At 69.4% G+C, this 23,444-nt stretch carries 22 protein-coding genes and 1 pseudogene; 19 read left to right on the top strand and 4 right to left on the bottom strand.

Annotated features, from left to right (window positions below; all coding sequences use genetic code 11):
* Position 1 precedes the first annotated feature (1 nt).
* Together ACOADB_RS21365 and ACOADB_RS21360 are read right to left on the bottom strand one after the other, a co-directional pair.
* The gene (locus tag ACOADB_RS21365) at positions 2-1,000 is read right to left on the bottom strand and encodes an HAD family hydrolase (protein ID WP_378603245.1); all 999 of its coding nucleotides are present in this window, start codon (positions 998-1,000) and stop codon (positions 2-4) included.
* Positions 1,000-2,235 (bottom strand): helix-turn-helix domain-containing protein, encoded by a 1,236-nt coding sequence (locus ACOADB_RS21360; RefSeq protein WP_378603242.1) that lies wholly within the window; start codon positions 2,233-2,235, stop codon positions 1,000-1,002. The genes ACOADB_RS21365 and ACOADB_RS21360 overlap by 1 nt, the downstream gene beginning before the upstream one ends.
* Before the next feature lie 363 nt (positions 2,236-2,598).
* Between ACOADB_RS21360 and ACOADB_RS21355 the strand changes: the two genes are divergently transcribed.
* From ACOADB_RS21355 to ACOADB_RS21270, 18 genes and pseudogenes are all read left to right on the top strand, one after another.
* Positions 2,599-3,729, top strand: coding sequence for a helix-turn-helix domain-containing protein (locus tag ACOADB_RS21355; RefSeq protein ID WP_378603239.1), 1,131 nt, complete (start codon positions 2,599-2,601; stop codon positions 3,727-3,729).
* A gap of 117 nt (positions 3,730-3,846) precedes the next feature.
* Positions 3,847-4,596, top strand: coding sequence for a hypothetical protein (locus ACOADB_RS21350; RefSeq protein WP_378603236.1), 750 nt, complete (start codon positions 3,847-3,849; stop codon positions 4,594-4,596).
* Positions 4,597-4,654: 58 nt separating this feature from the next.
* On the top strand, positions 4,655-5,305 hold the full coding sequence (locus ACOADB_RS21345) for a hypothetical protein (RefSeq protein ID WP_378603233.1): 651 nt from the start codon (positions 4,655-4,657) through the stop codon (positions 5,303-5,305).
* 334 nt (positions 5,306-5,639) lie between these two features.
* The gene (locus ACOADB_RS21340; RefSeq protein ID WP_378603230.1) at positions 5,640-6,557 is read left to right on the top strand and encodes a hypothetical protein; all 918 of its coding nucleotides are present in this window, start codon (positions 5,640-5,642) and stop codon (positions 6,555-6,557) included.
* On the top strand, positions 6,557-7,186 hold the full coding sequence (locus ACOADB_RS21335; RefSeq protein ID WP_378603228.1) for a hypothetical protein: 630 nt from the start codon (positions 6,557-6,559) through the stop codon (positions 7,184-7,186). Before ACOADB_RS21340 ends, ACOADB_RS21335 begins: the two co-directional genes overlap by 1 nt.
* 322 nt (positions 7,187-7,508) lie before the next feature.
* Entirely contained in the window at positions 7,509-8,576 is a 1,068-nt protein-coding gene (locus ACOADB_RS21330; RefSeq protein WP_378603225.1) for a hypothetical protein, read from the top strand.
* Positions 8,577-8,612: 36 nt separating this feature from the next.
* Positions 8,613-9,056: pseudogene (locus ACOADB_RS21325) on the top strand (ABC transporter ATP-binding protein); the annotation flags it as partial.
* A 549-nt stretch (positions 9,057-9,605) separates the two neighbouring features.
* A complete protein-coding gene (locus ACOADB_RS21320) occupies positions 9,606-10,385 on the top strand; it encodes an MlaE family ABC transporter permease (protein WP_378603442.1) in 780 nt (259 codons plus the stop codon).
* Between the two features lies 1 nt (position 10,386).
* Positions 10,387-11,310 (top strand): MlaE family ABC transporter permease, encoded by a 924-nt coding sequence (locus tag ACOADB_RS21315; protein WP_378603223.1) that lies wholly within the window; start codon positions 10,387-10,389, stop codon positions 11,308-11,310.
* Positions 11,307-12,626, top strand: a complete 1,320-nt coding sequence (locus ACOADB_RS21310; protein WP_378603221.1) for an MCE family protein — start codon at positions 11,307-11,309, stop codon at positions 12,624-12,626. The genes ACOADB_RS21315 and ACOADB_RS21310 overlap by 4 nt, the downstream gene beginning before the upstream one ends.
* A complete protein-coding gene (locus tag ACOADB_RS21305) occupies positions 12,623-13,648 on the top strand; it encodes an MCE family protein (protein WP_378603219.1) in 1,026 nt (341 codons plus the stop codon). Before ACOADB_RS21310 ends, ACOADB_RS21305 begins: the two co-directional genes overlap by 4 nt.
* Complete coding sequence (locus tag ACOADB_RS21300; protein WP_378603217.1) at positions 13,648-14,664, top strand: MCE family protein; 1,017 nt, start codon at positions 13,648-13,650, stop codon at positions 14,662-14,664. Before ACOADB_RS21305 ends, ACOADB_RS21300 begins: the two co-directional genes overlap by 1 nt.
* Positions 14,661-15,701 (top strand): MCE family protein, encoded by a 1,041-nt coding sequence (locus ACOADB_RS21295; protein ID WP_378603214.1) that lies wholly within the window; start codon positions 14,661-14,663, stop codon positions 15,699-15,701. The genes ACOADB_RS21300 and ACOADB_RS21295 overlap by 4 nt, the downstream gene beginning before the upstream one ends.
* Before the next feature lie 2 nt (positions 15,702-15,703).
* Positions 15,704-17,038 carry an MCE family protein gene (locus tag ACOADB_RS21290; protein WP_378603211.1) on the top strand — a complete coding sequence of 445 codons (1,335 nt, stop codon included), beginning with the start codon at positions 15,704-15,706 and terminating at the stop codon, positions 17,036-17,038.
* Complete coding sequence (locus ACOADB_RS21285) at positions 17,038-18,222, top strand: MlaD family protein (RefSeq protein WP_378603208.1); 1,185 nt, start codon at positions 17,038-17,040, stop codon at positions 18,220-18,222. The genes ACOADB_RS21290 and ACOADB_RS21285 overlap by 1 nt, the downstream gene beginning before the upstream one ends.
* A complete protein-coding gene (locus ACOADB_RS21280) occupies positions 18,219-18,785 on the top strand; it encodes a hypothetical protein (protein WP_378603205.1) in 567 nt (188 codons plus the stop codon). Before ACOADB_RS21285 ends, ACOADB_RS21280 begins: the two co-directional genes overlap by 4 nt.
* Complete coding sequence (locus tag ACOADB_RS21275; RefSeq protein WP_378603202.1) at positions 18,782-19,288, top strand: hypothetical protein; 507 nt, start codon at positions 18,782-18,784, stop codon at positions 19,286-19,288. Before ACOADB_RS21280 ends, ACOADB_RS21275 begins: the two co-directional genes overlap by 4 nt.
* Positions 19,289-19,309: 21 nt before the next feature.
* On the top strand, positions 19,310-20,137 hold the full coding sequence (locus tag ACOADB_RS21270) for a hypothetical protein (protein WP_378603199.1): 828 nt from the start codon (positions 19,310-19,312) through the stop codon (positions 20,135-20,137).
* On the opposite strand, the gene ACOADB_RS21265 is transcribed toward ACOADB_RS21270, so the two are convergent.
* Positions 20,124-20,717 carry a mismatch-specific DNA-glycosylase gene (locus ACOADB_RS21265; protein ID WP_378603196.1) on the bottom strand — a complete coding sequence of 198 codons (594 nt, stop codon included), beginning with the start codon at positions 20,715-20,717 and terminating at the stop codon, positions 20,124-20,126. The genes ACOADB_RS21270 and ACOADB_RS21265 overlap by 14 nt on opposite strands.
* A gap of 26 nt (positions 20,718-20,743) precedes the next feature.
* Here ACOADB_RS21265 and ACOADB_RS21260 point away from each other — a divergent pair, with 26 nt between their 5' ends.
* Positions 20,744-21,925 (top strand): site-specific DNA-methyltransferase, encoded by a 1,182-nt coding sequence (locus ACOADB_RS21260; protein ID WP_378603193.1) that lies wholly within the window; start codon positions 20,744-20,746, stop codon positions 21,923-21,925.
* Here the strand turns inward: ACOADB_RS21260 and ACOADB_RS21255 are convergent, their stop codons facing one another.
* A complete protein-coding gene (locus ACOADB_RS21255) occupies positions 21,926-23,383 on the bottom strand; it encodes a WS/DGAT/MGAT family O-acyltransferase (RefSeq protein WP_378603190.1) in 1,458 nt (485 codons plus the stop codon). It lies immediately after the preceding gene.
* Positions 23,384-23,444: the final 61 nt, after the last annotated feature.

Below are 23,444 nucleotides of genomic sequence, written 5' to 3'. Positions count from 1 at the left end.
CTCACGGCCGGGTGGCGACGGCCGCGACCGCGGCGCAACCGACGACGGCGTAGCCCGCCGCGAGGAGCGGTGACAGCACGCCGAAGCCCGCCAGGACGGCGCCGGTCGCGCCGACCACGATGCCGACCCGTCGGGTCGCGACCAGCCGCCGCGCGGCGCGCCGCGTGAGGCTCAGGGCACGAGCGATCCGGGTGACGTCCAGGTCGCTCAACCGGATGCCGTGGCTGAGGTCCTCGGTGTCCGACAGCGTCAGGTCGGCGGAGTCCTCGGCGGTCCGGGAGGCGACCGCGACGACGCGATCGAGCCCGCGGTAGTCCGCGACCAGTCCCGACTGCTGCGCAGGCGATGTCGCGGCATGCCAGTGCTCGATGCCGCAGGCCTCGGCCAGGTGGCCGGTGTTGCGGTCGCTGTCGTCCGAGACCAGCACCGGGTCGACCCCGTCGCTGCGCAGCTGCTCGACAGCCGCGCGCGCATCAGGGCGTACGTCGTCGGCGACCGTGATGTAGCCGATCGGCCGGGAGTCGACCTGGACGCCCACGGTGACGCCGACGTCGTCGCGCGTCGCCATGCCGAGCCACTCGGGCGGTCCCAGCCGGACGGGGTGCCGGTCGACCGAGCCGCTGATCCCGACCCCGTCGTGCATGTCGATCCCGCTCACCTTGCCGCGAGCCGCGAGGCGGGCGATGGCCTGGCCGACGGGGTCCTCGGCGGCGTGGCCGAGCGCGCCGGCGAACCAGCGCAGGTTGCGGTCGTGGTCGGCCTCGAAGGGATCGACCGAGGTCACCCGCAGGTGTCCGGTCGTCACCGTGCCCCACCGGTCCAGGAGCACGGTGTCGACGCGCGGCCCGACCTTGAGGGCGGCCGGGTCGTCGAAGAAGATGCCGGCCGACCGGCCGCGGGAGCGCGTCGCCCAACGGGTCAGCGGGACGCCGTACGCGATCACGGCGGGCAGGGCAGCCACCAGGACCCAGAGCGCGGCGCCCCATGCGCCGGTCGGCATCAGCTGACCTCCTGCTCTCGGAAGCGCTCGAAGTCGCTCTGGTCGCCGGCCAGCCAGAGCGGGACGCTGGCCTTGAGCAGCAGGGTCAGCTGGATCACGAACTCGGGGTCGTGGAGGGCGTCGCCGAACAGCTCGTTGATCCGCTTCCAGCGGTAGCGCACCGTCTGCGGATGGACGCCGAGACGGGCCGCGATCGCTGGCGCGCTGTCGCGGGTCTCCAGCCAGACCAGCAGCGTCTCGGACAGGATCTCGCGGGAGTTCTCGGTCTCGCCGAACAGTGGCTGCAACAGCTCCTGGGCGAGCTGGCGACGCAGGACCGGCTCGGCGTGCAGCCAGATCTCGGTACGGAAGCGGACGCAGTCGATCACCGGTCGCGCCGGGATCACCTTGGCGGCGACGAGCTCCACCGCTCGCGTCGCCCAGGTCCAGGCGGCGGGGGTGTCGGCTCGAGGAACCGGCCAGCACACCGCGATCCGGGTGTGCGGTGCCACCGCCTTGATCGCGGCCACGACATCGTCGGCGTCGGCGGTCGCACACACGACCGGTTGCGGGTAGCGACCCGGACGCGTCAGCGCCTCGGGGCCGAGGGCGTCGCCGCCGATCGGCTCGTTCGCCTGCACCTCGACGGCGATGACGGTGATCGACTCGGGAACGTCCCACGCAGCGACCGCCGCCTGCGTCTCGACCTCGTCGTCATCGGCCACGAGCAGCGCGGCAAGGAGGCGGGCGCGGGCCAGGCCGGTGTCGGTGTTGCGCGCCTCGGTCCCGGCCCGGTAGCCGACGCCGATCTGCGCGGTCAGGTGGGCGACGAACGTCGTCACCGCCTCGTTGATGGTGTTCAGTGCGCTCGCCGACAGCTCGTTGTCCGCCGCCCGCACGCGCAGCTCGGTGAGGATCTCGCCGACTGCGACCGTCATGCCCTGGTCGATCAGGTCCTGGTCGCGGCCTCGTACGGCGACGCGGTAGCCGACCTTGCGGAACATGTCCTCGACGGGCATGTAGGACACCTCGCGCCCGAGCGCTTCGTCGACGAACAGGCGCATGGCGTTGTGGATCGCCGTGAAGACGAGCTGGCGCAGCCGACTGTCGCCCGGGGCGTCGAGCTCCGGGACGGTCGTGCGCACCTGCTGGGTCACCCGCTCGGCGACCGGGCGCACCTCTGCCTCGAGGCTGCTGATCATCCACTGGGCAGAGCCCGGCAACGAGACCCGATTCCGGGTCTCGTCCGAATTCATCTGGTTGTCCCCTCCCGTGCGGCTGTCCCGAACGCTGCGCGAAGCGGGCTCGATGGGAGCCAACACCTCTGCATGCCGCTGTGCTGTGGAACATACCTCCGCAGGTCGAGCGGCGGGAGAATTTGTCATGTGCATGACAAGTAATGACTGCTGACGACCGGTTCCGGCGTCGGTCACCGGGCGACGTCACCGCCCTTCCGCGCCGTTCTTCACCTCCCCGACCCACCGTTGTCACCCACCTGACAAGCGAGCACCGCTTTCGGCCGTCCTGCGGGGCGGGACCTTGCGACGGTCGCTCGCGATGTGGCTCGCTCATGTGGCGGTCGTCACTGACGGCCCCGGAGGGACGAGAGGGAGATCGTGGTGCTCGGGAGCGCGATCGGCGGGTGGGCCGACATCATCGACGGCGATGCGCTGGTCGCTGCGTTGTGTCGCGACCTCGACTCCGCGGACCACGCGCTGCCGCCTGCCGTGGTCCGCTCGGTCCTCGCCGCGACCCGCGCGTTCGTCGTCGCTGACGGGCGGTCCGACGACGCTGCGCGCCAGGTGAGTCCGGTCCTGATGAGGCTGGGGCGGCGCGCCGCAGTCCGCGGTCACTCCGCCGTACGACTGAGCCAGGACCTCCGGCGCGTCGTGGAGGACCGGTCCCGGCTGGCGGATCCCGTCATCGCCCGGATCGACCTTCCCGAGCAGCGTGACCTGGTCCGGTGCCGCTTGCGCCAGTTCCTGCACCAGGTCCACCACGCGACGCTGACCGGGCACCGTCAGGCCCGCGCGATGATGGCGCTGGGTCCGGTGGCCCGACGAGACATGGTCGCCCGCGCGCTGTTCGCGTCCGGCTCGGTGCCCGAAGAGCTGCTCGTCATCGCGGGCATCGACACCACGTCGTCGTACGTCCCGGTCGTCTGGATCACGGGCCTGGGGGCGCCGCACGCCGTGGCCGCGATCGACGACGCCCTGGTCGAGGGGACCGGACGGAGCGCGCTCGTGCCCGAGCGTCGGATCGACGAGCTGGCGCTCGCGCCCGGCGACCGCGTCGTCACCGGGCCCGCCCGGCCGCCGTACGACATCGGTGACGCCCTGCAGCTCGCCCGTCAGGCCGCTGCAGGACTGCGGGCCGGTCTCATCGGGAGCGACGCGCCGATCACGTCGTGTGTCGACGTCGCTGCCGAGCTCCTCATCACCGGGCGGCCGGCCCTGACCGAGGTCCTCGTCGAGAAGTACCTCGCCGGCCTGCGGGACCTCAGGCCGACGCGGCGGGTCGAGGTCGGCGAGGTGCTGCTGACCTGGCTGGAGTCGCGAGAGCCGCTCTCGGTGATCGCGACCCGACACCACGTCGCACGGCAGACCGCGCACGACCGGCTCCGGGCGGGCAAGCAGCTCGTCGGAACGGCCATCGAGGACCCCGCTGCCCATGCCGCGATCGTTGTCGCGCTGCACGCCAGCCTGCCTCGCTGGCGCGAGGAGGTGGCTGCTCGTGCGGCCCGCTCCTGACCTTGTTTTCCGGGCAGGCGTCCGGATTTCGGGCTGTTGCCCGTCCTTTCCGTTGACCGTGGAAGCCGCTGGCTCCCACGGTGACGGTGATCCCACCCCGACCCCCCAGGAGATCCAGTGAACGTTCTTCCCCAGGCACGCAGGCGCTCGGCCGTCGTGGCGAGCGCCTTCGCGCTCGTTGCCGCCACCGCGGCGCTTTCCCAGCCGGTGGCGCACGCGGACGAGACCAACCCCAACCACCTCTCCGTCGTGTACGACGCCGTCGGCTCCACCCACATCGGCGCCCAGATCGACGCCGACATGGCCCTCGGCCCCACCACGATCGAGGTCACCATCGACACCACGGCGCCGCTGCCGACGCCGATCGTCGACGGCACGATGGCGATCCCCAGCAAGGTGATGTCCTTCAGCATCTTCGGCATCCCGAGCCGGGCCACGGTCACGATGACCCAGGTCGGACCGGTCACCGGGACCCTGACGAAGCTGCCCTCACCGCGCCAGGCGCTCGACCTCGAGACGCAGGTCAAGTACGACATCAGGCTGAGCAACGTCGAGGCGAAGGTGTTCGGCATCTGGTGGCCGCTGGCCGTGGGCAGCAACTGCCACACCATCAACCCGGTCACCATCAACGCCAGCAGCCCGATCGACAACAGCACCACGCCGCCGACCGGTTACTTCACCATCAACGCCGGCGGCCCGGTCACGGCGACGTACACGATCGGGAACTTCACCGGCTGCACGCCGCTGAACTTCTTCGACATCCCCGGGTTCTTCCCGTGGTTCGGCTCGATCCCGATCAACTCGCTCGTGCCCGGCACCGACAACACGCTCGAGCTGAACCTGAACAACCCGCGTCCGCCGGCCTGATGCCTGCATCCACCGACTGCTCCACAGGTAACACCCCCACCACCCAAGGAGAAACCCCATGAAGAAGTCCAACCGGTTCGTCAGCACCATGTTGGCGACCACGGCCGCGGCCTCCGCCGTCCTGGCCATGACCGCAACGTCCGCCCAGGCTGCGACCACCTACACCCCCACGGGTGGCCCGAGCGCCAACTTCGTCGGCACCAGCGTCAGCTTCACCGACATCGAGGCTGCGCAGACGCTGACCTGTTCCACGTTCAACCTGAGCGGATCGATCATCAGCTCGGGATCGAGTCGTGCGTACGGCGCCGACGGCGGCACGCTGGGCACGCTGTCCTCGAGCGGGTGCACCAACCCGCTCGCCGGTGCCACGACCGTCGCCCCGGTCGGCACCTGGACCGTCGCTGTCACGGGCGACGCCACTGGCACGTCGTGGCCGGCCCGCCTGAAGAACGTCAAGGCCACGGTCACCGCCGCCAACTGCACCTTCGGCGTCACCGGGGTCGTCAACGGCAAGTTCGACGACAGCAACCAGCGGTTCACCCCGAACACTGGTGCGTCGGGCCTGACCATCGATGGCGGCGCCGGAGCCCCCACCGGCTCCATGTGCGTGACTCTGGACCTGCAGCCCGGCGACACCATCGCTGTCGGCGGCTACTGGACCAACACGCCGCCGGCCGGCAGCACTGCCCTGGACATCTCCAACCCGTGACGGTGATGCCCTGATCCGGAGCCGGTGGTGCGGGTCGCCCGACGCGACCTGCACCACCGGCCTTCGGTGATTTGTGTACTACCGTCCCCATCAGCCCACTCGGAGGTCAGCAGTCATCATGCGAGCTCGAACCAGGCGTCTCGGCGCCACCCGACGCCATGCCGTCGCCGTCGCGTGTGTCGTGGCTGTGGTGTCGCTGCTGCTGTCCACGCCGAGCAGCAGTGCACCGGGTGATCCGGTGCCCGGTGAGGACGAGCTGCCCCAGACGGCGATCGGCACCGGTCAGGGTGGCGTGGTCACCAACTCCCAGGGGACCGTCGTGAGGCGCTCGAAGATGTACATCACGATCCGACCTGACAGTCCGATCTGGGGAATCCTCTACGCCAACCTCTTCAACTCGCCGCCGGACAACCCGACAGCGTTTCAAGGGCTCTGTGCGCGCGGCCGACCCTGCCTGCCTGATCCGTTCTATCAGCCGGAATGTGCCAGCGCCGACCTCACGACGCAGAAGCGAGGCCTTTACTTCAAATCCTTGCTGTATCCAGTCGCCCCCTTGAGGTCGGGTGGCGTCGACGTCGGCAAAGTTGCCTCCACCCGCGTTCGGCTGCTGGCCTTTGGATCAGTTCCTGCGGAAGTCACCCTCACATTGAGGACTCCCCGCGTGAGCGGCCGAGTCCAGCCTTTCGCCGTGCACATCTGGCACACCAATGTGGGTGCGAACATCGGCTGCGACCCCACTTTCGACGCTCCCCCTGTCACGGCCCTGGTCGAAGGCAAGGTGGAGATCACCCTGAGCGACCTGAAGGTGGACGGTGTCGCGATCGACCTCGGTGCCACGTGTCGCACGGTCCGCCCCGCTGACCTCCAGTTGTGGGGGGAGACCGGACTCGGTGGCTACTTCCCCAACACAGGCGGCCCTGTCGGTGCCTTTGACGGCCTTCACCCGGGCACCATCCGCCCGCTGGACTCGCCCTACTACGGGCCGGACAACGGGAGGACGTTTCCCGCGTCGACGGGGGTCACGGTTCCGCCGTTCACCGGTTGCGGGACGGGCGGAGAAGACCTGAGTCGCTTGATGACCACCATGGCGTCGGGACCCAACAACCCGGTCCGGCTGGTGCAGTCCACCTTGGTCGGGCAGAACGACAGCACCGTTGACCTGAACGACCTCACCAAGTGCAACGCAACTGCGTGCCCGCTGCCTGCCCCGGCCTTGCCGGTGCGTCCGCCGCTTCCGGAAGGTGACCAGTGATGATGGTCCAGACTCGAACTCGGCAGCCGTTGCGTGCCTTGGCGGTTGCGATGGCCAGCGCTGCGATGGTCACGACAATGTCGGCGGGGGCTCACGCGGCGACCGACTACACGCCGACCGGTGGGCCCTCGCTCAATCTGGTGGGCACCAACGTCAGGGTTCACTTCGAAGAGATCAACCAGAGCTTCACCTGTTCGCGCTTCGACGTCGCTGGCCAAGTCACGATGCCGGGCGTTGCGCGGGAGTTCGGCGGCGAGGCCGTCGACCTGGGTGCGCTGACTGATACGTGCACGAACCCCCTCTACGGACTCAGCAACTTCACGGCGGAGCCTACTTGGCGGACTACCGTGACGGGTCCGTCGAACGGAACTTCGTGGCCCGTCCGCCTCGACGAGGTCGAGATGGGCTTCACTGCTGTCAACTGTGTGGTGGAGTTCGAGGGCACGATCGACGGCGCCTTCGACACCGCTACACAGCGATTCACTCCGGGCACCTCCGCGCTGATCGTCACTTACTGGTCGGGGAGCTGGTGCGTCACTCTCGACTTCCAGGTTGGTGACCACGCGGTGTTGCAAGGCGAACTCACCAACGTCCCGCCTGCAGGCAGCAGTCCGCTGACGTTGTCCTGACTCCGCGCTGACACTGACCCCCACCGGAACCGTCATTCCTCAACAGGAATGGCGGTTTCGGGGTCTCGAGACGGTCGCCGCGCGACCTCCTCGACCTCCGGGGCCCAGCGGGTTGTCATCGGGCTGACAACGACCCGCGTCGCCGGCCCCTTCGCCCCGCGGACCGGTCGTGGCTCCGGCGCTCCCATCCCAAAAGTTGTCACGCGCATCACAACATCCGTGTGGTGGGCGGACAGATTGCGGCGAGGCCCTAGCCCCGGTGTCGCCGTCAGCCTTGACTGAGCCGCAGGCCGAGTGACGGCCGTCACGGGAGAGGGAGCCGATGTCTCGGGCAACGAAGGCGTTCCACCGCATCGTGCGGGGGAACCGGGCACGCACCGTGCTCACCGTCGTGCTCGGCGTCCTCCTCGCGACGACCGGTCTGGTCGGGGGAGCGGTCCAGGTCCTCCGGGTCGCATCGGCCGCCCCAGCCCCCGCGACGCCGGAACGGTCGGAGGGGACCTCCCAGGCAACAGCCCTCGTCTCCGACGCGGTTCCGGCGGTCGCGGTGGAACCCGCAGTCGTCGTACGACGGCAGGCGGTTGGCGAGCCGAGCGACTTCCCGGGGTCGCTCGGCTCCGCCCCGCCGGACGCGGTCGCCGCCTACCAGCGGGCTGCCGCGATCATGACGGCCGCGTCGGACTGCGGACTCGACTGGACGGTGCTCGCCGCCATCGGTCGCGTCGAGTCCGACCACGGTCGCGGCCCGGCCGTGGGGGAGCTCCTCGACATCCCGGACACCGACCTCGGCAAGGTCGACGGCAACGAGCTGCGGGACGCGCCCGTCGGGCCGATGCGGCTGCTGCCCGCCACCTGGGCCGTCGTCGCGGTTGACGCCGACGACGACGGGGTCCGCAACCCGCAGGACGTCGACGACGCCGCCCTGGCGGCAGCGGTCCTGCTCTGCGCCGGTGGACGCAACCTCGCGTCGTTGTGGGACCTGGTGCCGGCCCTCGCGTCGTACCACCCGGCGCCGGGCTTCGTCCGCACGGTCCTCGCGCTCGTCCGGCAGTACGACGAGGAGGCGGCACGGCTGCCCGCTCCGACGGTGCCCGTGAGTCCGCTGCCGGTGTTGCCCGATCTGTGTGCCTGCCGGGACATCCAGGCGCGGAGCGTCGTGTCCAGCACGGTCCGGACCCCGCAACCGAGCCCGTCGGCCACCCCGTCAGCCACCCCGTCGACCACTCCATCGACCACTCCGTCGGCCACTCCGTCGGCAACGGAGACGACCACGGAACCGACGGACGTACCGACGGGAGAAACCAGCGACCCGACCGACGGGCCGACCAGCGAACCCACCGAACCCAGCACCGCCACGACCACCAGCAGCGACCCCGCGGTCGCGCCATGAACACCCGCATCAACACCGACAGGCAGGAGACCCGCCATGGGCGGCACCGTTGAGGTCACCGGACTCACCAAGAGCTTCGGTTCCCAGAACATCTGGAGCGACGTCACGCTGACGTTGGCGCCCGGTGAGATCACGGCGCTGCTCGGCCCGTCGGGGACGGGCAAGTCGGTCTTCCTCAAGTCGCTGATGGGTCTGCTCCGCCCGGAGTACGGGCAATGCCTGGTCAACGGTGTCGACATGATGACGGCCAAGGAATCGCACCGTCTCGACCTGCGCAAGAAGTTCGGCGTGCTCTTCCAGGACGGTGCCCTGTTCGGATCGATGAGCGTCTACGACAACGTCGCGTTCCCGCTGCGGGCCCACACCCACAAGTCCGAGGCGGAGGTGCGCCAGATCGCCTTGAACAAGCTGGACATGGTCGGACTCCTCGGCCAGGAGCACAAGCTCCCCGGTGAGATCTCGGGCGGCATGCGCAAGCGCGCCGGTCTCGCGCGGTCGCTGGTCACCGAGCCCGAGATCATCCTGTGCGACGAGCCCGACTCGGGCCTCGACCCGGTCCGTACGGCGAACCTCGCGCAGCTGCTGCTCGACGTGAACGCGCAGACCGACGCGACCATGCTGGTCGTCACCCACAACATCGAGCTGGCCCGCACCCTGCCCGACAACCTCGGCATGCTGTACCGCCGCCAGCTGGTGATGTACGGCCCGCGTGAGCAGTTCCTGCTCACCGACCACCCGGTCGTGTCGCAGTTCATGGCCGGTGACCCGGTCGGCCCAATCGGGATGAGCGAGGAGGTCGACCACAGCGTCAATGCGCCCGTGCTCGACGCCTACGGCTACCCGGCCGACGCCGTCGGTGCCCACACGATGGTGCGTGCCGGTGCCCGCGCGATCGAGGTCCTGCCGCGCCAGCTGCTTCCCGCCAGTGGTCTCCCGCGCCCGGCCACCGAACGGCACGCCCGGAGAGTCGCGTCCGGGGAGTCGTCGCTGTACATCGCCGACGACGAGGAGGTAGATCGACCACCTTCCGTGAAGCGCCCCGATCCCGTCTCGCGCTCGCTCGACCAGGTCGGCGCCTTCTTCGCGCTGGCCCTCGACACGATCCGCGCCACCTTCCGCCGGCCCTTCGCGGCCCGCGAGCTTCTCGACCAGTTCTGGTTCGTCACCAGCGTCTCCTGGGTCCCCGCGATGTTGATCGCCATCCCGTTCGGCGCCGTGATCGCCCTCCAGCTCGGCACCCTCACCGTCCAGGTCGGCGCGCAGTCCTTCACCGGCGCGGCCTCGGTCCTGGCCGTCGTGCAACAGGCAGCGCCGATCGTCACCACGCTGGTCATTGCGGGAGCCGGAGGTGCGGCCATCTGTGCCGACCTCGGGTCGCGGACGATCCGCGACGAGATCGATGCGATGAAGGTGATCGGCATCGATCCGGTGCAACAGCTCGTCGTCCCGCGCGTGCTCGCCTGCGTGATGGCGGCCGTGCTGCTCAACGGGCTCGTGTCCGTCGTCGGAGTCCTCGGTGGCTACTTCTTCAACGTCGTCGTGCAAGGCGGTACGCCGGGCGCCTACCTCGCCAGCTTCACCGCACTCGCGCAGATCTCCGACCTGTGGGTCGGCGAGCTCAAGGCCGTGATCTTCGGCTTCCTCGCCGGCGTCGTCGCCGCCTACCGCGGCCTCAACACCCGCCCCGGGCCGAAGGGCGTGGGGGAGTCGGTCAACCAGTCCGTCGTCGTGACCTTCCTCCTGCTGTTCTTCGTGAACTTCGTGATCACCACGCTCTACCTCGAGCTCGTCCCCGGGAAGGGAGCCTGAGATGGCGATCGGCACCCGGCCACCAACAGGCCCGCCAGGCAACGGGGGCATTCCGCCCACCTGGGGCCGGCCGCCCAGCCGCAAGGCCGGCCACGTCGTCGTACCCCAGCGCCCGTGGTGGGACCGCCGCCTCGACGGCCTGGTCCAGAGCGGCCGCGACGTCCGCTTCTACGGCACCGTCATCGCCGGCATCCCCAAGGCGATCCGCCTCTATCCCAAGGAGATCTGGCGGGTCCTGTCCGAGGTCAGCTTCGGCACCGGCGCGCTCGCCGTCATCGGCGGCACCGTCGGCGTGATGACCGGCATGAGCCTGTTCGTCGGCACCGTCGTCGGGCTGCAGGGGTACGCCGCCCTCGACCAGATCGGCACCAGCGCGCTCAACGGCTTCATCTCCGCCTACTTCAACACCCGCGAGATCGCGCCGCTCGTCGCCGCACTCGCCATGTCGGCCACCGTCGGCGCGGGCTTCACCGCCCAGCTCGGAGCGATGCGGATCAGCGAGGAGATCGACGCGGTCAAGGTGATCGGGCTCGACGCCGTCCCGTTCCTCGTGTCCACCCGGGTCGTCGCCGGTTTCATCGCGATCATCCCGCTCTACGTGATCGGGTTGTTGACGTCGTACGCCGGAAGCCGGCTGGTCACCGTCCAGCTGCGCGGCCAGTCCGCCGGCACCTACGACCACTACTTCCAGCTCTTCCTGCCACCGGTCGACATCCTGCTGTCCTTCGGCAAGGTGCTCGTGTTCGCGGTCCTGATCATCCTGATCCACTGCCGGCTCGGGTTCTTCGCCAAGGGCGGTCCCGCCGGGGTGGGACTGGCCGTCGGTCAGTCCGTACGACGCACGCTGGTCGTCGTCGCGCTGCTGGACCTGGCCCTGTCGATGGCGATGTGGGGCACCACGACGACGGTGAGGATCGCCGGATGAGCGGCGTGATGAGTCTCGGCCGCGCGCGGGATGCCGCCCTCGGCGTCGGCTACATCGCGCTGGTGCTCGCGATCCTCGCCGGCACCTGGCTGGCCTACAACCAGGTGTTCACCGACCGCGCCGAGATCACCCTCACCACCGGCACCCTCGGCAACGCCCTGCTCGAAGGCTCCGACGTGAAGCTCAACGGCGTGCCCGTCGGCACGGTGGACAAGATCGAACCCCGCGACGGGGGAGCGACCCTCACGCTCGCGCTCCAGCCCGACGTGCTCGACGACCTGTCGACCACGACCACCGCGCGCCTGCTGCCCAAGACCCTGTTCGGCGAGCGCTACGTCGCCCTCGTGGTCCCGTCGACCGCTGGAAAGGGGGACGACAAGCTCGAGGCCGGCGACACCATCGCCCAGGACGCCTCGTCCGCCGCCGTCGAGCTGGAAGAGGTCTTCGACCAGTTGTTGCCCGTCCTGCAGGCGATCCAGCCCGACAAGCTCTCCGCGATGCTCGGCGAGCTCGCCCTCATGTTGCGCGGCAACGGCGACGACATCGGCACCACGATGGTCGCCTGGGGTGACTACCTCCACAAGCTCAACCCGCTCGCGCCGCAGATGATGGACGACCTCGAGTCCTTCGGCCGGGTCGCCGAGACCTACGCCGTCGCCGCGCCGGACCTGATCGACGCGCTCGACAGCATGACCACGACGTCCGCGACCCTCGTCGACCAGCGCACCGAGGTGAACGACCTGTTCGCCAATGTCATCGTCGCGGCCGACGACGCCCGCGAGTTCGTCGCTGCGAACCAGTCCACGATCACCGTGCTGTCGGAGCAGAGCCGACGGGCGCTGGAGGCGGTGGCGCCGTACGCCGCCCAGTTCCCGTGCCTGTTCAAGTCACTGCGCGACTTCATCCCGGTGATGGACAAGACCCTCGGCAAGGGCACCAACGAACCCGGAGTGCACGTGGTCCTCAACGTCACGCCGTCGCGGGGGAAGTACCTGCTGGGCCGCGACGACCCGCGCTACGCGACACAGGGCAAGCCGCGTTGTCCCTACCAGGACGGCAGCGTCAAGCCCGTCGGCGGCAACCGTCAGGTTCCCTCCGCGGACACGCCCGAGCAGGTTCCCCCTCCGCCGAGCGACCGGATCCGCAACACGTTCGCGGCCGGCGCCGGCCTCGGTGAGGCCAACTCGCCCGCCGAGAACCAGTTGATCGCCGAGCTGATGGCGCCGACCGTCGGGGTCAGCCCGCGTGCCTACCCCGCCTGGGGCAGCCTGCTGGTCGGACCGCTGCTCCGTGGAGCCGAGGTGGAGGTCCGATGAGCCGCAACCAGAAGTTCGCAACGACGCTGACCAAGTCGCTGGTCTTCGCGATCGCCACCGTGCTCGCGACGCTCGCGCTCGCCGGCACGATCCGCAACAGCAGCAGCGGACCGAGCGACGAGTACGTCGCCCTGTTCACCGACGCCACCAGCCTCAACAAGGGCGACGACGTCCGCATGGCGGGGGTCAAGGTCGGCACGGTCACCGACATCGAGATCGCCAACGGACGCACCGCTCGCGTGACGTTCACCGTCTCCGAGAGTGCACCGCTGAGCGAGGGATCCACCGCCCAGCTGCGGTTCCGCAACCTCGTCGGCCAGCGCTACGTCGCCGTACAGCCGGCGGAGGTGCCCGGCAAACGCCTGGCCGCGGGGCACGTCTTCGACCTCGACGACACCGAGCCGGCGCTGGACCTCACGGTGCTGTTCAACGGGTTCCAGCCGCTCTTCCGGCTCCTCGACCCCGAGGACGTCAACGAGCTGTCCGGGCAGATCATCGCCGTCTTCCAGGGCGAGGGCCCCACCGTCGAAGGCCTGCTCAGCAGCACCGCCAGCCTCACCTCCACACTGGCCGATCGCGACCAGGTGATCGGTGACCTGATCACCAACCTGAGCTCGGTGCTGGGCGTCGTGGAGGAGCGCTCCGGGCAGCTCGACACGACCCTGGTCACCCTGCAGCAGCTGGTCAGCGGACTCGCCGAGGACCGCGAGACCATCGGCTCCACCATCGACGGGATGAGCGACCTGTCCGACAGCGTCGCCGGACTGCTCCAGGAGGGCAGGGCGCCGCTCAAGGGCTCGATCAAGGCGCTGGGCGACCTGTCCGCCGTGCTCGCCGACAACGAGGACGTCATCGCGAAGTTCCTCCGGACGCTCCCCACCAAGCTCGACCGGGTCGGCCGCCTGACCAGCTACGGCTCCTGGGTGAACTTCTACGTCTGCTCGATCGAGGGCCGGATCCCGCTGCCCGAGGGCTACTACGGCGACCTGGGCGTCCAGCCCGTCGCCGGGAGGTGCAAGTGATGACGAAGCGCTATCCGACCTCGTTCGCCGAACGCAACCGCGTGGTCATCGCCGTGATCGGGCTCGTCGCCCTCGTCGCGACCTTCTTCGCGACCTTCTACGCCGAGGACCTGCCGGTCATCGGCGGCGGCGACCGCCACCAGGCCTACCTCGCGGAGACCGCCGGGCTGCACGCCGGCGACGAGGTCCGGGTCGCCGGCGTCAAGGTCGGCAAGGTGGCCGACATCGAGCTCGTCGGCAAGCAGGTGCTGGTGACCTTCCGGGTCAAGGGCGTCGAGGTCGGCGACCAGTCCACCGCGGCGGTCAAGATCAAGACCCTGCTCGGCAAGAAGTTCCTGTCCATCGACCCACTCGGCGCCGAGGCTCTCGACGGTCCGATCCCGCTCGAGCACACCACGACGCCGTACGACGTCAACGCGGCCTTCTCCGACCTGTCCTCCACCATCGGCGAGATCGACACCGCCCAGCTCGAGGAGAGCCTGAACACGATGTCCGAGGTGTTCGCCAACACCCCGGAATCGGTGCGGGGCATGGTCGACGGGTTGTCGCGGCTGTCGCGCACCATCTCCAGCCGCGACGACGAGCTGGGCAAGCTGTTCGCCTCGACCAACGAGGTCACCGACACCCTCGCCACCCGCAACGACGAACTGGGTGCGCTGGTCTCCGACGGCAACCTGTTGCTCACCGAGCTGGCCAACCGCCGCGAGTCGATCCGCACGATGCTGCGCAGCACGGTGACGCTGGGCAAGGAGCTCCAGGGCCTGGTGCGGGACAACGAGAAGCAGTTGGCACCGGCACTGAAGAAGCTCGACCGTGTGTCCGCTGTCCTGAGGCGCAACCAGAGCCACCTCAACGACGCGCTGAAGGTGCTCGGGCCGTACTACCGGATGCTCACGTCGGCGATGGGCAACGGCCACTGGATCGACTCCTACATCTGCGGCCTCTTCGATGCCGACGACGCACCGGTCCTCGACAACGACGTGGTCCGCGACTGCCAGCCGGGAGGCGCCCGATGAATGCGACGACAAGGTCCCGGATCCGCTGGATCGCCATCGCCACGGGCCTTGCGCTCGTGGTCACCGGTGTCGTGGTCGGGCTGCGGCTGCTGCGCGACACCACCGAGTTCACCGCCGAGTTCGACGCGGCGGTCGGGCTCTATCCCGGCTCCGACGTGCAGATCCTCGGCGTCCCGGTCGGCGTGGTGACCGCGGTCGAGCCCAGGGGCGGCGGGGTGCTGGTGACCATCGAGCTCGACGAGGGCCAGAAGGTCGCGAAGAACACCGGGGCCGTCGTGGTCGCGCCCACCCTGGTCAGCGATCGCTACGTCCAGCTCACCGAACCGTGGGACGGCGGCCCTGCCCTCAAGGACGGCGCCACCATCGCGAAGACGGCCGTGCCCGTCGAGATCGACGAGATGTACGAGAGCCTGGTCGACGTCAGCGACGCCATGGGTCCTGACGGTGCCAACCGGGACGGCGCGCTGTCGGCCTTCCTCACCACACTGGCCAAGAACCTCGACGGACAGGGCGCCGACATCAACACCATGCTGTCGGAGTTCTCCGACGCGTCGGCCACCATCGACGGCTTCGACCAGGACTTCTTCGACACCGTCCGCCACCTCGACACCCTCAACACCACGCTGCTCAAGAACGACACCGGCGTGCTGGGGGCCAACAAGCAGCTGGCCCTGGTCGCGCGCTACCTCGCCGAGGACCGCGAGAACATGTCGGCCGCGATCCTCGAGCTGGGCGACGCGATGGCCCTGCTCGAGGGCTTCGTGCACGACAACCGCGCGGCGTTGAAGAAGAGCGTCGACGGCCTGCTCGGGCCGACCCGGGTCCTGGTCAACCAGCGCAAGTCGATCGACGAGGCGGTGCGCACCATTCCCCTGGCGCTGCAGAACTTCCTGAGGGCCTACGACCCCGCCAGCAACACGATGAGTGGTCGCGGCAACCTCAACGAGCTGACGGTGTGGAGCGAGGACGGCAAGACCGCCCGTTCGTCCGCGGACGCGCCGCCCGTGATGTTGCCCGGCATCGACGGAGGGCAGTGAGCATGCGTGGAACGAGCAGGCTCCGTCGTACGACGGCAGCAGGGGTGGCCGTCCTCGGACTTGGCCTCGGCCTGTCCCTCAGCGGGTGCGGTGTCCTCAGCGGAGGCGTGTACGACGCACCGCTGCCGGGTGGCGCTGACCTGGGCGATGACCCGATCACCATCACCGCGGAGTTCGAGGACGTCCTCGACCTGGTGCCCCAGTCGAGCGTGAAGGTGGACAACGTCGCGGTCGGTCGGATCTCGGACGTGACCCTGGCCGAGGACGGCCGCACCGCCGTGGTCGAGATGGAGGTGCGCTCCGACATCGACCTTCCGGCCGCCACCACCGCGCGGCTGCAGCAGACCTCCCTGCTGGGCGAGAAGTACGTCGCCCTGGTCCGCCCCGATGCCGGAACCCCCGGTGGCGCGGGCGGTTCACTGGCCGACGGTGCCTACCTCAGGACGGGGGAGTCCGACGCAGCGGCGACGGCCGAACAGGTCCTCGGCGCGCTGTCGCTGGTCCTCAACGGCGGCGGCGTCGGGCAGTTCCAGGAGATCTCCCGTGAGCTGCAGCAGGTCAACGGCGGACAGACCGAGGAGATCAGGGCGTTCCTGGAGGAGACGAACCGGTTCGTGGGCATCCTCGATCGCCGCAGGAGTGCGATCACCGGCGCGATCGACGGCCTCGCGAGGCTGGGGGAGTCCCTCGAGGGCGACCGCGACCAGATCGCCAATGTGCTGGAGAAGCTGTCGCCCGGCATGAAGGTGCTGGTCGAGCAACGGCCGCAGCTGACCCGGATGCTCACCGCGCTCGACAAGCTGTCCAAGGTCACCGTGAGCACCCTGAATGCCTCGCAGAAGGACATCGTCGCGGACTTCAAGGCCCTCGAGCCGATCCTGCGCCAGCTGGCGAAGGCGGGCAGCGACCTGCCGCACTCACTGGAGATCCTGTTGACCTACCCGTTCCCGGACTCCGTGCTCGGCGCGATCCGTGGCGACTACCTGAACGTCTTCATGACGACCAACTTCCGCACCCTTCCTGCGGGGTGTGCGGCGATCGGCTGCGCCTGGCCGCAGCCGGGTGGCGGGTCGGCGGCGCGCTCCGGTCGAGGCGGAAGCTCCGCCGAGACGCCGCCGACCATGCTGCCCTCCACCGACAGTGCGACACCGGGCATCGGCTCACCGAGCGTGCCGGGGCCGTCGATCGTGCCGCCCGAGAGCGGGTCGGGCACGCCTTCGACGCCGGGGAGCAGCGGGACACCGAGCGGGAGCCCCACTGATCCCGCGACCAGCGACAGTGGCAGTCCGGGCTCGTCGGGCAGCGCCTCCGGCGGCGCCAGTGAAGGGAGTCAGTGATGCAGCAGCTCACCCGTACCGTCCACGTGAAGCTCGGCATGTTCGTGCTCGTCGCCCTGCTCGGCACCAGCTACCTCGGGGCGTCGTACGTCGGCTTCACGCCGTTCAGCAACGGCTACCAGGTCACCGTCGCGCTCCCCGAGGCCGGCGGCCTGTTCGTGAACTCCGAGGTCACCTACCGCGGCGTCCAGGTCGGTGAGGTCACGGACCTCACGCCCACCGAGGACGGAGTGGAGGCCACGATCGAGATCAAACCCGATGCCCCCGAGATTCCGGCCGATTCGGCGGTCCAGGTCAGGAACAGGTCCGCGATCGGTGAGCAGTTCCTCGACCTTCGCGGCACGGACACCGACAAGGTGCTCGCCGACGGTGACCACCTGCGTGGCGGCATCGAAGCGGTGCCGCAGGACCTCTCCGAGGTGCTTCGGTCCGGCCGCGACCTGGCGGCGTCGCTGCCGTCGGACGACCTCACCACGGTGATCGACGAGGGCTACCTCCTCTCGCGCGGGCTCGGCGAGGACATGTCCCGGTTGCTGGAGACCTCGCAGTCGTTCCAGAAGGCCGCGGACGACAACTTCCTCGTCAGCGCCTCGCTGATCCGCAACTCCCGCCAGGTGCTGCGCACCCAGGAGGAGTCGAGTACGGCGATCCGCGCCTACAGCGGCGACCTCGCCCTCTTCGCCGCAACGCTGGCTGATTCCGACGCGGACCTGCGCACCCTGATCGGCAACACCCCGGGTGCCACACGCGAGCTGAGCCTGCTGATCCACGACGTCGGGCAGCCGCTGGCGATCCTGATGAACAACCTGGTGTCGACCGCGACCATCTTCGGGGTCAACTCCAACGGTGTGCGTGACGCCATGATCCGGCTGCCCGAGGCGGTCAGCGTGGGCTGGGCGACCACGAGCTCGCAGGGCATCAACCTCGGACTGGTGCCGTCGTTCTTCGATCCGCTGCCGTGCGTCGCTGGCTACAGTGGCACGGCGAAGCGGCGGGGCACCGATGCCACTGCTGGCCTGCCGTTGAACACGAAGGCCGGCTGCACGGCGCCGAGGTCCCAGGGCAACGTGCGCGGAGCGCAGGCCGTCGACCAACCGACACCGGGACTCGGCCGCAGGGCCGGGCCCACCGGCAGCATCAACGAGGTCGACGGACTCGACGACCTGCTGGGTGGTCAGCGATGAGCACGGACGTGATGGAGGAGCAGGACATCAACAGCGAAGAGCTCGGGGATCGCGAACGCGGCCGCGGCGTCGAATGGGCCCTGTTGGTGGTCGCGGCACTGGTCCTGGCCGCCGGCCTGGTGTCCTGGCTGAAGGCCGGTGACCACGACGCCAAGGCGGTCGAGCTGGCCGAGCTGCGCGACACCGTGCTGATCTCGGCCCGCGCCAACATCGAGACGATGAACACTCTCGACTACCGCGACGTGCCGGGTGGTCTGGAGAAGTGGCAGGACGTGTCCACGGGCACCCTCAAGGACCAGATCGCGGGGACCGATGAAGAGACCCGCACACTGATGAAGGACCAGGGCAAGGTCTCCTCCGGCAAGGTGGTCGACGCGGCCGTCATCGACCTGACCACGAGTACGGCGACCGTGATCGCGTCCGTCGAGGTGACCGTGCGCGACGGTGCCGACCCCGATGCCGCACCGACGGTGAAGCGCAATCGCTTCGCGGCCGACCTGGTCAAGGTCGGCGGCACCTGGTTGCTGGAGACCCTCGACCAGGTGGCGGTGGACCTCTCATGATGACGCTGCTCCGACGTCACCTGCTGCTCGTGGTCGCTGTCGTTGTACTCGCTGCAGGAGGACTGGCCTTCTGGCAGGCCGACCGCGTCCGCGACGTCGACAACGTCGGCAATCACGCCGTCGTCGACGCGACCCGTACGACCGAGGTCCAGTCCGCCGTCGCGGCCGCCCTGGTGCGTGTCTTCAGCTTCTCGTACGACGATCCGGGGCCGACCCAGCAGGCCGCGAAGGAGCTGCTGACCGGCAAGGCCAGCGACGAGTACGCCCTGCTGTTCACCTCGCTCGAGGAGAAGGCGCCCGGCCAGAAGCTGGTCCTCACCGCGCAGGTCCAGATTGCAGCCGTCAAGGAGCTCAAGGGCGACAAGGCATCCCTGCTGGTGTTCCTCGACCAGGCCTCGCAACGGGTCACCGACAAGGAATCCACCGTGTCGGCGGCTCAGCTGTCCATCGACGCCGAACGCGTGGACGGGACCTGGTTGATCACCAGCATCACCCCGCTCTGACGGTTGTAGTTGGATGGCGCCATGACGGCCGGCCCCGACAACCCCCGGGACGCCCGACGGGAACGGGAGCGCAAGGCCCGTCGGCTCTGGCGGCACTACCAGGCCCCAGCGCCTGACGACGTCGAACCCGAGGTCGCCGCGCAACAGCCGTGGGCCACCTACCGTCAACGTCAGCCCGAGCCGCCCGCTGTCCCCGCAACGCCCGTCTCCGGCGCCGCACGGGCTCGATCGCAGGCCGCCGAACGGGCCGCCAAACGGGCCGCCAAACGGGCCGCCGACCAGGCCAGCATCGAGGCGGGGAACCGGGTCCTCATCCGGACGTTGTACAAGCTGTTCGCCATCGTTGCCCTCCTCGGGGGCGTGGCCGTCGCGGGCAACCTGGACGCCGACGACGACGGGGCGACGGAGTTCAGCCAGGAGGGTCCTGACCCGCGCACGGCGGAAGGGATCGAGCACCTGTCGGACCTGCTCGAGGAGGCGACTGGTGACGACGAGCTCGTGGCCGCGGTTCTCCGGGAGGACAGCGCATCGGTCAGCGTCCCGAGTTCGCCTTCGACGGGGGACGTCGCTGTCTACTCGTGGAGTCGCTGGGAACCGGACGTGCTCAGCCTGATGTACGCCAGCTCGGACCGCGGTACTCCGTTCGAGCTCGGTGACTTCGACGCGGACACCTTTGCTCCGCTGCTGTCGGCAGCCCGGGATCGGCGAGGTGCCGGATCCGACGAGGGCGTGCTCGTCGTCCACCACATGGCGGGATCGCCCGTGTGGGTCGAGATCACGGTCGATGACGACGTCGGCAACGACACCGCCCATGCGACCTTCGACGGCGAGCTGGTCAACCCGGAGTGACGATCCCGGCCGCCACGGCGACCTCGCGGTAGGCCTCGGCGAGGGTCGCCACCGTCTCGTGCGCGTTCAGCCCACTCGGGTTCGGCACCACCCAGAGCTCGGCTCCGGCCAGGTCCTCCGGCTGACGCCCTGACGTGGCCTTCGGCTGTCCGAAGGCCGTGCGGTAGGCGGTGATTCCGGCGACGGCGACCACGCGCGGCTTCTTCGCCGCGACCAGTGCAGTCAGCGCCGCACCGCCATCGCGCAGCTCGGCGGCCGTCAGCTCGGACGCCTTGATCGTCGCCCGGCGCACCAGGTTGGTGATACCGATGCCGCGAGCCCGCATCATCGCCCGGTCCTCGTCGGTCATCCCGTTGGCCGGATCGATGGGTCGCTCGATCACACCGCCCTTGAACAGGGCCGGGTAGAAACGGTTGCCCGGGTGGGCGAAGTGCGTGCTCGTCGCAGCCGTCCACAGCCCGGGATTGATGCCGACGAAGAGCAGCCGGAGCGGCTCGCCCGGTCCGGTCGGCAGGAGGTCGGGGACCTCCGCGTCGCGGAACGACTCGAGCTCCGAGCGGGAGAAGGTACGACGGGCCACGGGGTGAGCCTGTCACGATGGCGAGCATGGGAGTCGACGGAGCACCGTGGAACACGTTCGTCGAGGGGGACAACCTCGACGTACTGCCCACGCTCGCGGCTGGTTCCTTCGACCTGATCTACCTCGACCCGCCCTACAACACGGGCAATGGCTTCGCCTACAACGACGACTTCAAGGGCGCCCGTGGGGCCGGAGCGGCGGGTCGGCACGTCGCCTGGGTCGAGTACCTGCGGCCGCGGCTGGTCGCCGGCCACCGCGTGCTGGCCGACACCGGCGCCATCTTCGTCAGCATCGACGACCACGAGGTCGCGCACCTGCGCCTGCTGATGGACGAGGTGTACGGCGAAGCGAACTTCCTCGCGCAGATCGTGGTGAATCTCAACGCCAAGGGACGGCAGCTGGGGCGCGGCTTCGCGACCTCGCACGAGTACGTCCTGGCCTATGCGAAGGACGCGGCGTCGTGTGTCCTCGACGCGTCGTCCTCGACGACCGTCGTGGAGGCGGACTTCCCGCTGGTGGCCGATGACGGTCGGCGCTACCGACGGCTACCCCTGCGCAACACGAACAAGAAGTTCAACCCGTTGACCGCACCGACCCTGCACTTCGCGGTGTGGGGCGACCCGGTCAGCGGACGGGTGGCGACCGCGCCGTTCATGGGCGCAGTGGAGGTCAAGCCGGTGTTCGGCGACGGCGCTCCGGCGGTCTGGCGCTGGTCGCGCCCCCGCATCGACGAGCGGCCCGACGACCTCGAGTGCCGGGTCGTGCAGGGTGGCACGGGTGAACGGGTCGACGTCTACCAGCGCGACTGGCTGCACCCCGTGGGCGGGCGCCGCAAGAAGCTGCGCACCATCTGGCTGTCCGAGGAGATCGGTTCCACGGACACGGCCGTCGCCGAGCTCAAGGCGATCCTCGGGCACGTCTTCGAGTCACCGAAGCCGACCGGCCTGATCCGCCGCATCCTCGACACCATGCCGGACGACTGCCGCGTGCTCGACTACTTCGCCGGCAGCGGCACCACCGGCCACGCGGTCGCGCTCGCGAACCTGGCCGACGGCGGTCGTCGTACCTGCCTCTCGGTGAACTCCGCCGAACCGACGCGCGCCGGTTCGAACGCAGCACTTGCCGGCTACGCCACCGTCTCCGCCATCACCCGTGCGCGGCTCCGGGCCGTCGCCGATCAGATCGGCGGCGGCCTCGGCCCCGAATAGTCAGCTGAGCCCGGCCGCCTTCTCGAGAGCCGCGAGGTCGTCGTCAAGGTAGGTCAGCAACCGCTGCAGGTGCGGGACGGTACGACGGCAACCGGTCAGCCCGAACGCCATGTTGCCGTCGTACGACGTGCAGGTGATGTTGAGCGCCATGCCGTTGATCGGGATCGACAGCGGGTAGTTGCCGACCAGCTTCGCGCCGTTCCAGTAGTGCGGCACCCGCGGACCGGGCACGTTGCTGATGACGAGGTTGACCGGCGCCTGGACGATCCCCTGCAGACCCAGCAAGGGGAGCACGATCGACGGGGTCATGCCGATCGCACTCATCGCCACGATCTGCAGTGGCGTCATGGAGGACAGCGCTTCCTTGCCGTCCTTCATCGAGCGGCTGATCGACCGGAGCCGCTCGCCCGCGTCGGCGACGTCGGTGGGGAGGCGCACCATGATCGAGCCGACGGCGTTGCCTCCGGCACTGGACGCCTGGCCGGCCTGCTTCGCGTTGAGGCCGATCGGGACCATCGAGACGAGGGGAGCGTCGGGCAGCTCGCCGAGCTCGTCGAGGTAGGACTGCAGGGCGCCGCTGCACATGGCGAGCACGACGTCGTTGATCGTGGTCCCGGTGGACTTGCCGACGGTACGCAGTCGCTCGGTCGGCCAGTCCTGGGCGGCGAAGCGTCGTGCTCCGGTGATCGACTGGTTGAAGATCGTGCGTGGGGCCGACATCGACACGGCCGACGTCTCGTTGCGCATGCCCTTGCGGAGCGTCTTCATCAGGGCCAGCGGCATGCCAGCGGCTTCTCCGCTGATGCTGAGGGCCGAGCGGAACACGTCGGCGGGCAGGTCGGCCGCCGTACGGGCCACTGCGCCGGCCGCACCTGCCGCCGCGGCCGGCAGCGACTCGGCCTCGGGCACCTTCTTCTTGCGGGAGGCACCCTCGGCGAACGGCGCCGGCATGTTGCGGCGGTCGGGATCGGTGGACAGCACGCTCGCCAGGAGTCGCATCGCGGAGATCCCGTCGACCAGCGAGTGGTGCATCTTGGTGTACATCGCCACCCGGCCGTCGGCCAGGCCCTCGATGACATGCGTCTCCCACAGTGGCCGCTCCCACGCGAGGCGCGTGGAGTGCAGTCGGCCGCAGAGGTCCAGCAGCTCGCGGACCCGGCCGGGCTGGGGGAGCGCGCTGTGGCGCACGTGGTGCTCGATGTCGAACTGGTCGTCGTCGCGCCAGAAGAGCGCGCCCGCGGTGGTCACGGACCGGTACGGGTGCTTGAGGAACAGGGGCGCGATCTTCTCGGTGTCCCGCATCGACTCGAACATCTCGCGGATGTAGTCCGGCCCCACGCCGTCGGGCTTCTCGAAGAGCTGGAGCGACCCGACATGCATGGGCATGTTGCGGTTCTCGGCCAGCAGGAAGCCGGCGGAGGTCGGGTCGATCGGCCGGAAGGCGGGAGCAGAAACCACAGGGGCCCCTTTCGTTGCAGGACCTCGATACTCGCGCGTCGCGGGGACCCTCACAAGCACT

It is taken from the genome of Nocardioides sp. CPCC 206348 (assembly GCF_048654705.1).
In the GTDB taxonomy this organism is placed as follows: domain Bacteria; phylum Actinomycetota; class Actinomycetes; order Propionibacteriales; family Nocardioidaceae; genus Nocardioides.
Note: the sequence above shows the minus strand (reverse complement) of the source record. Positions and strands in the feature narration are given on the sequence as shown.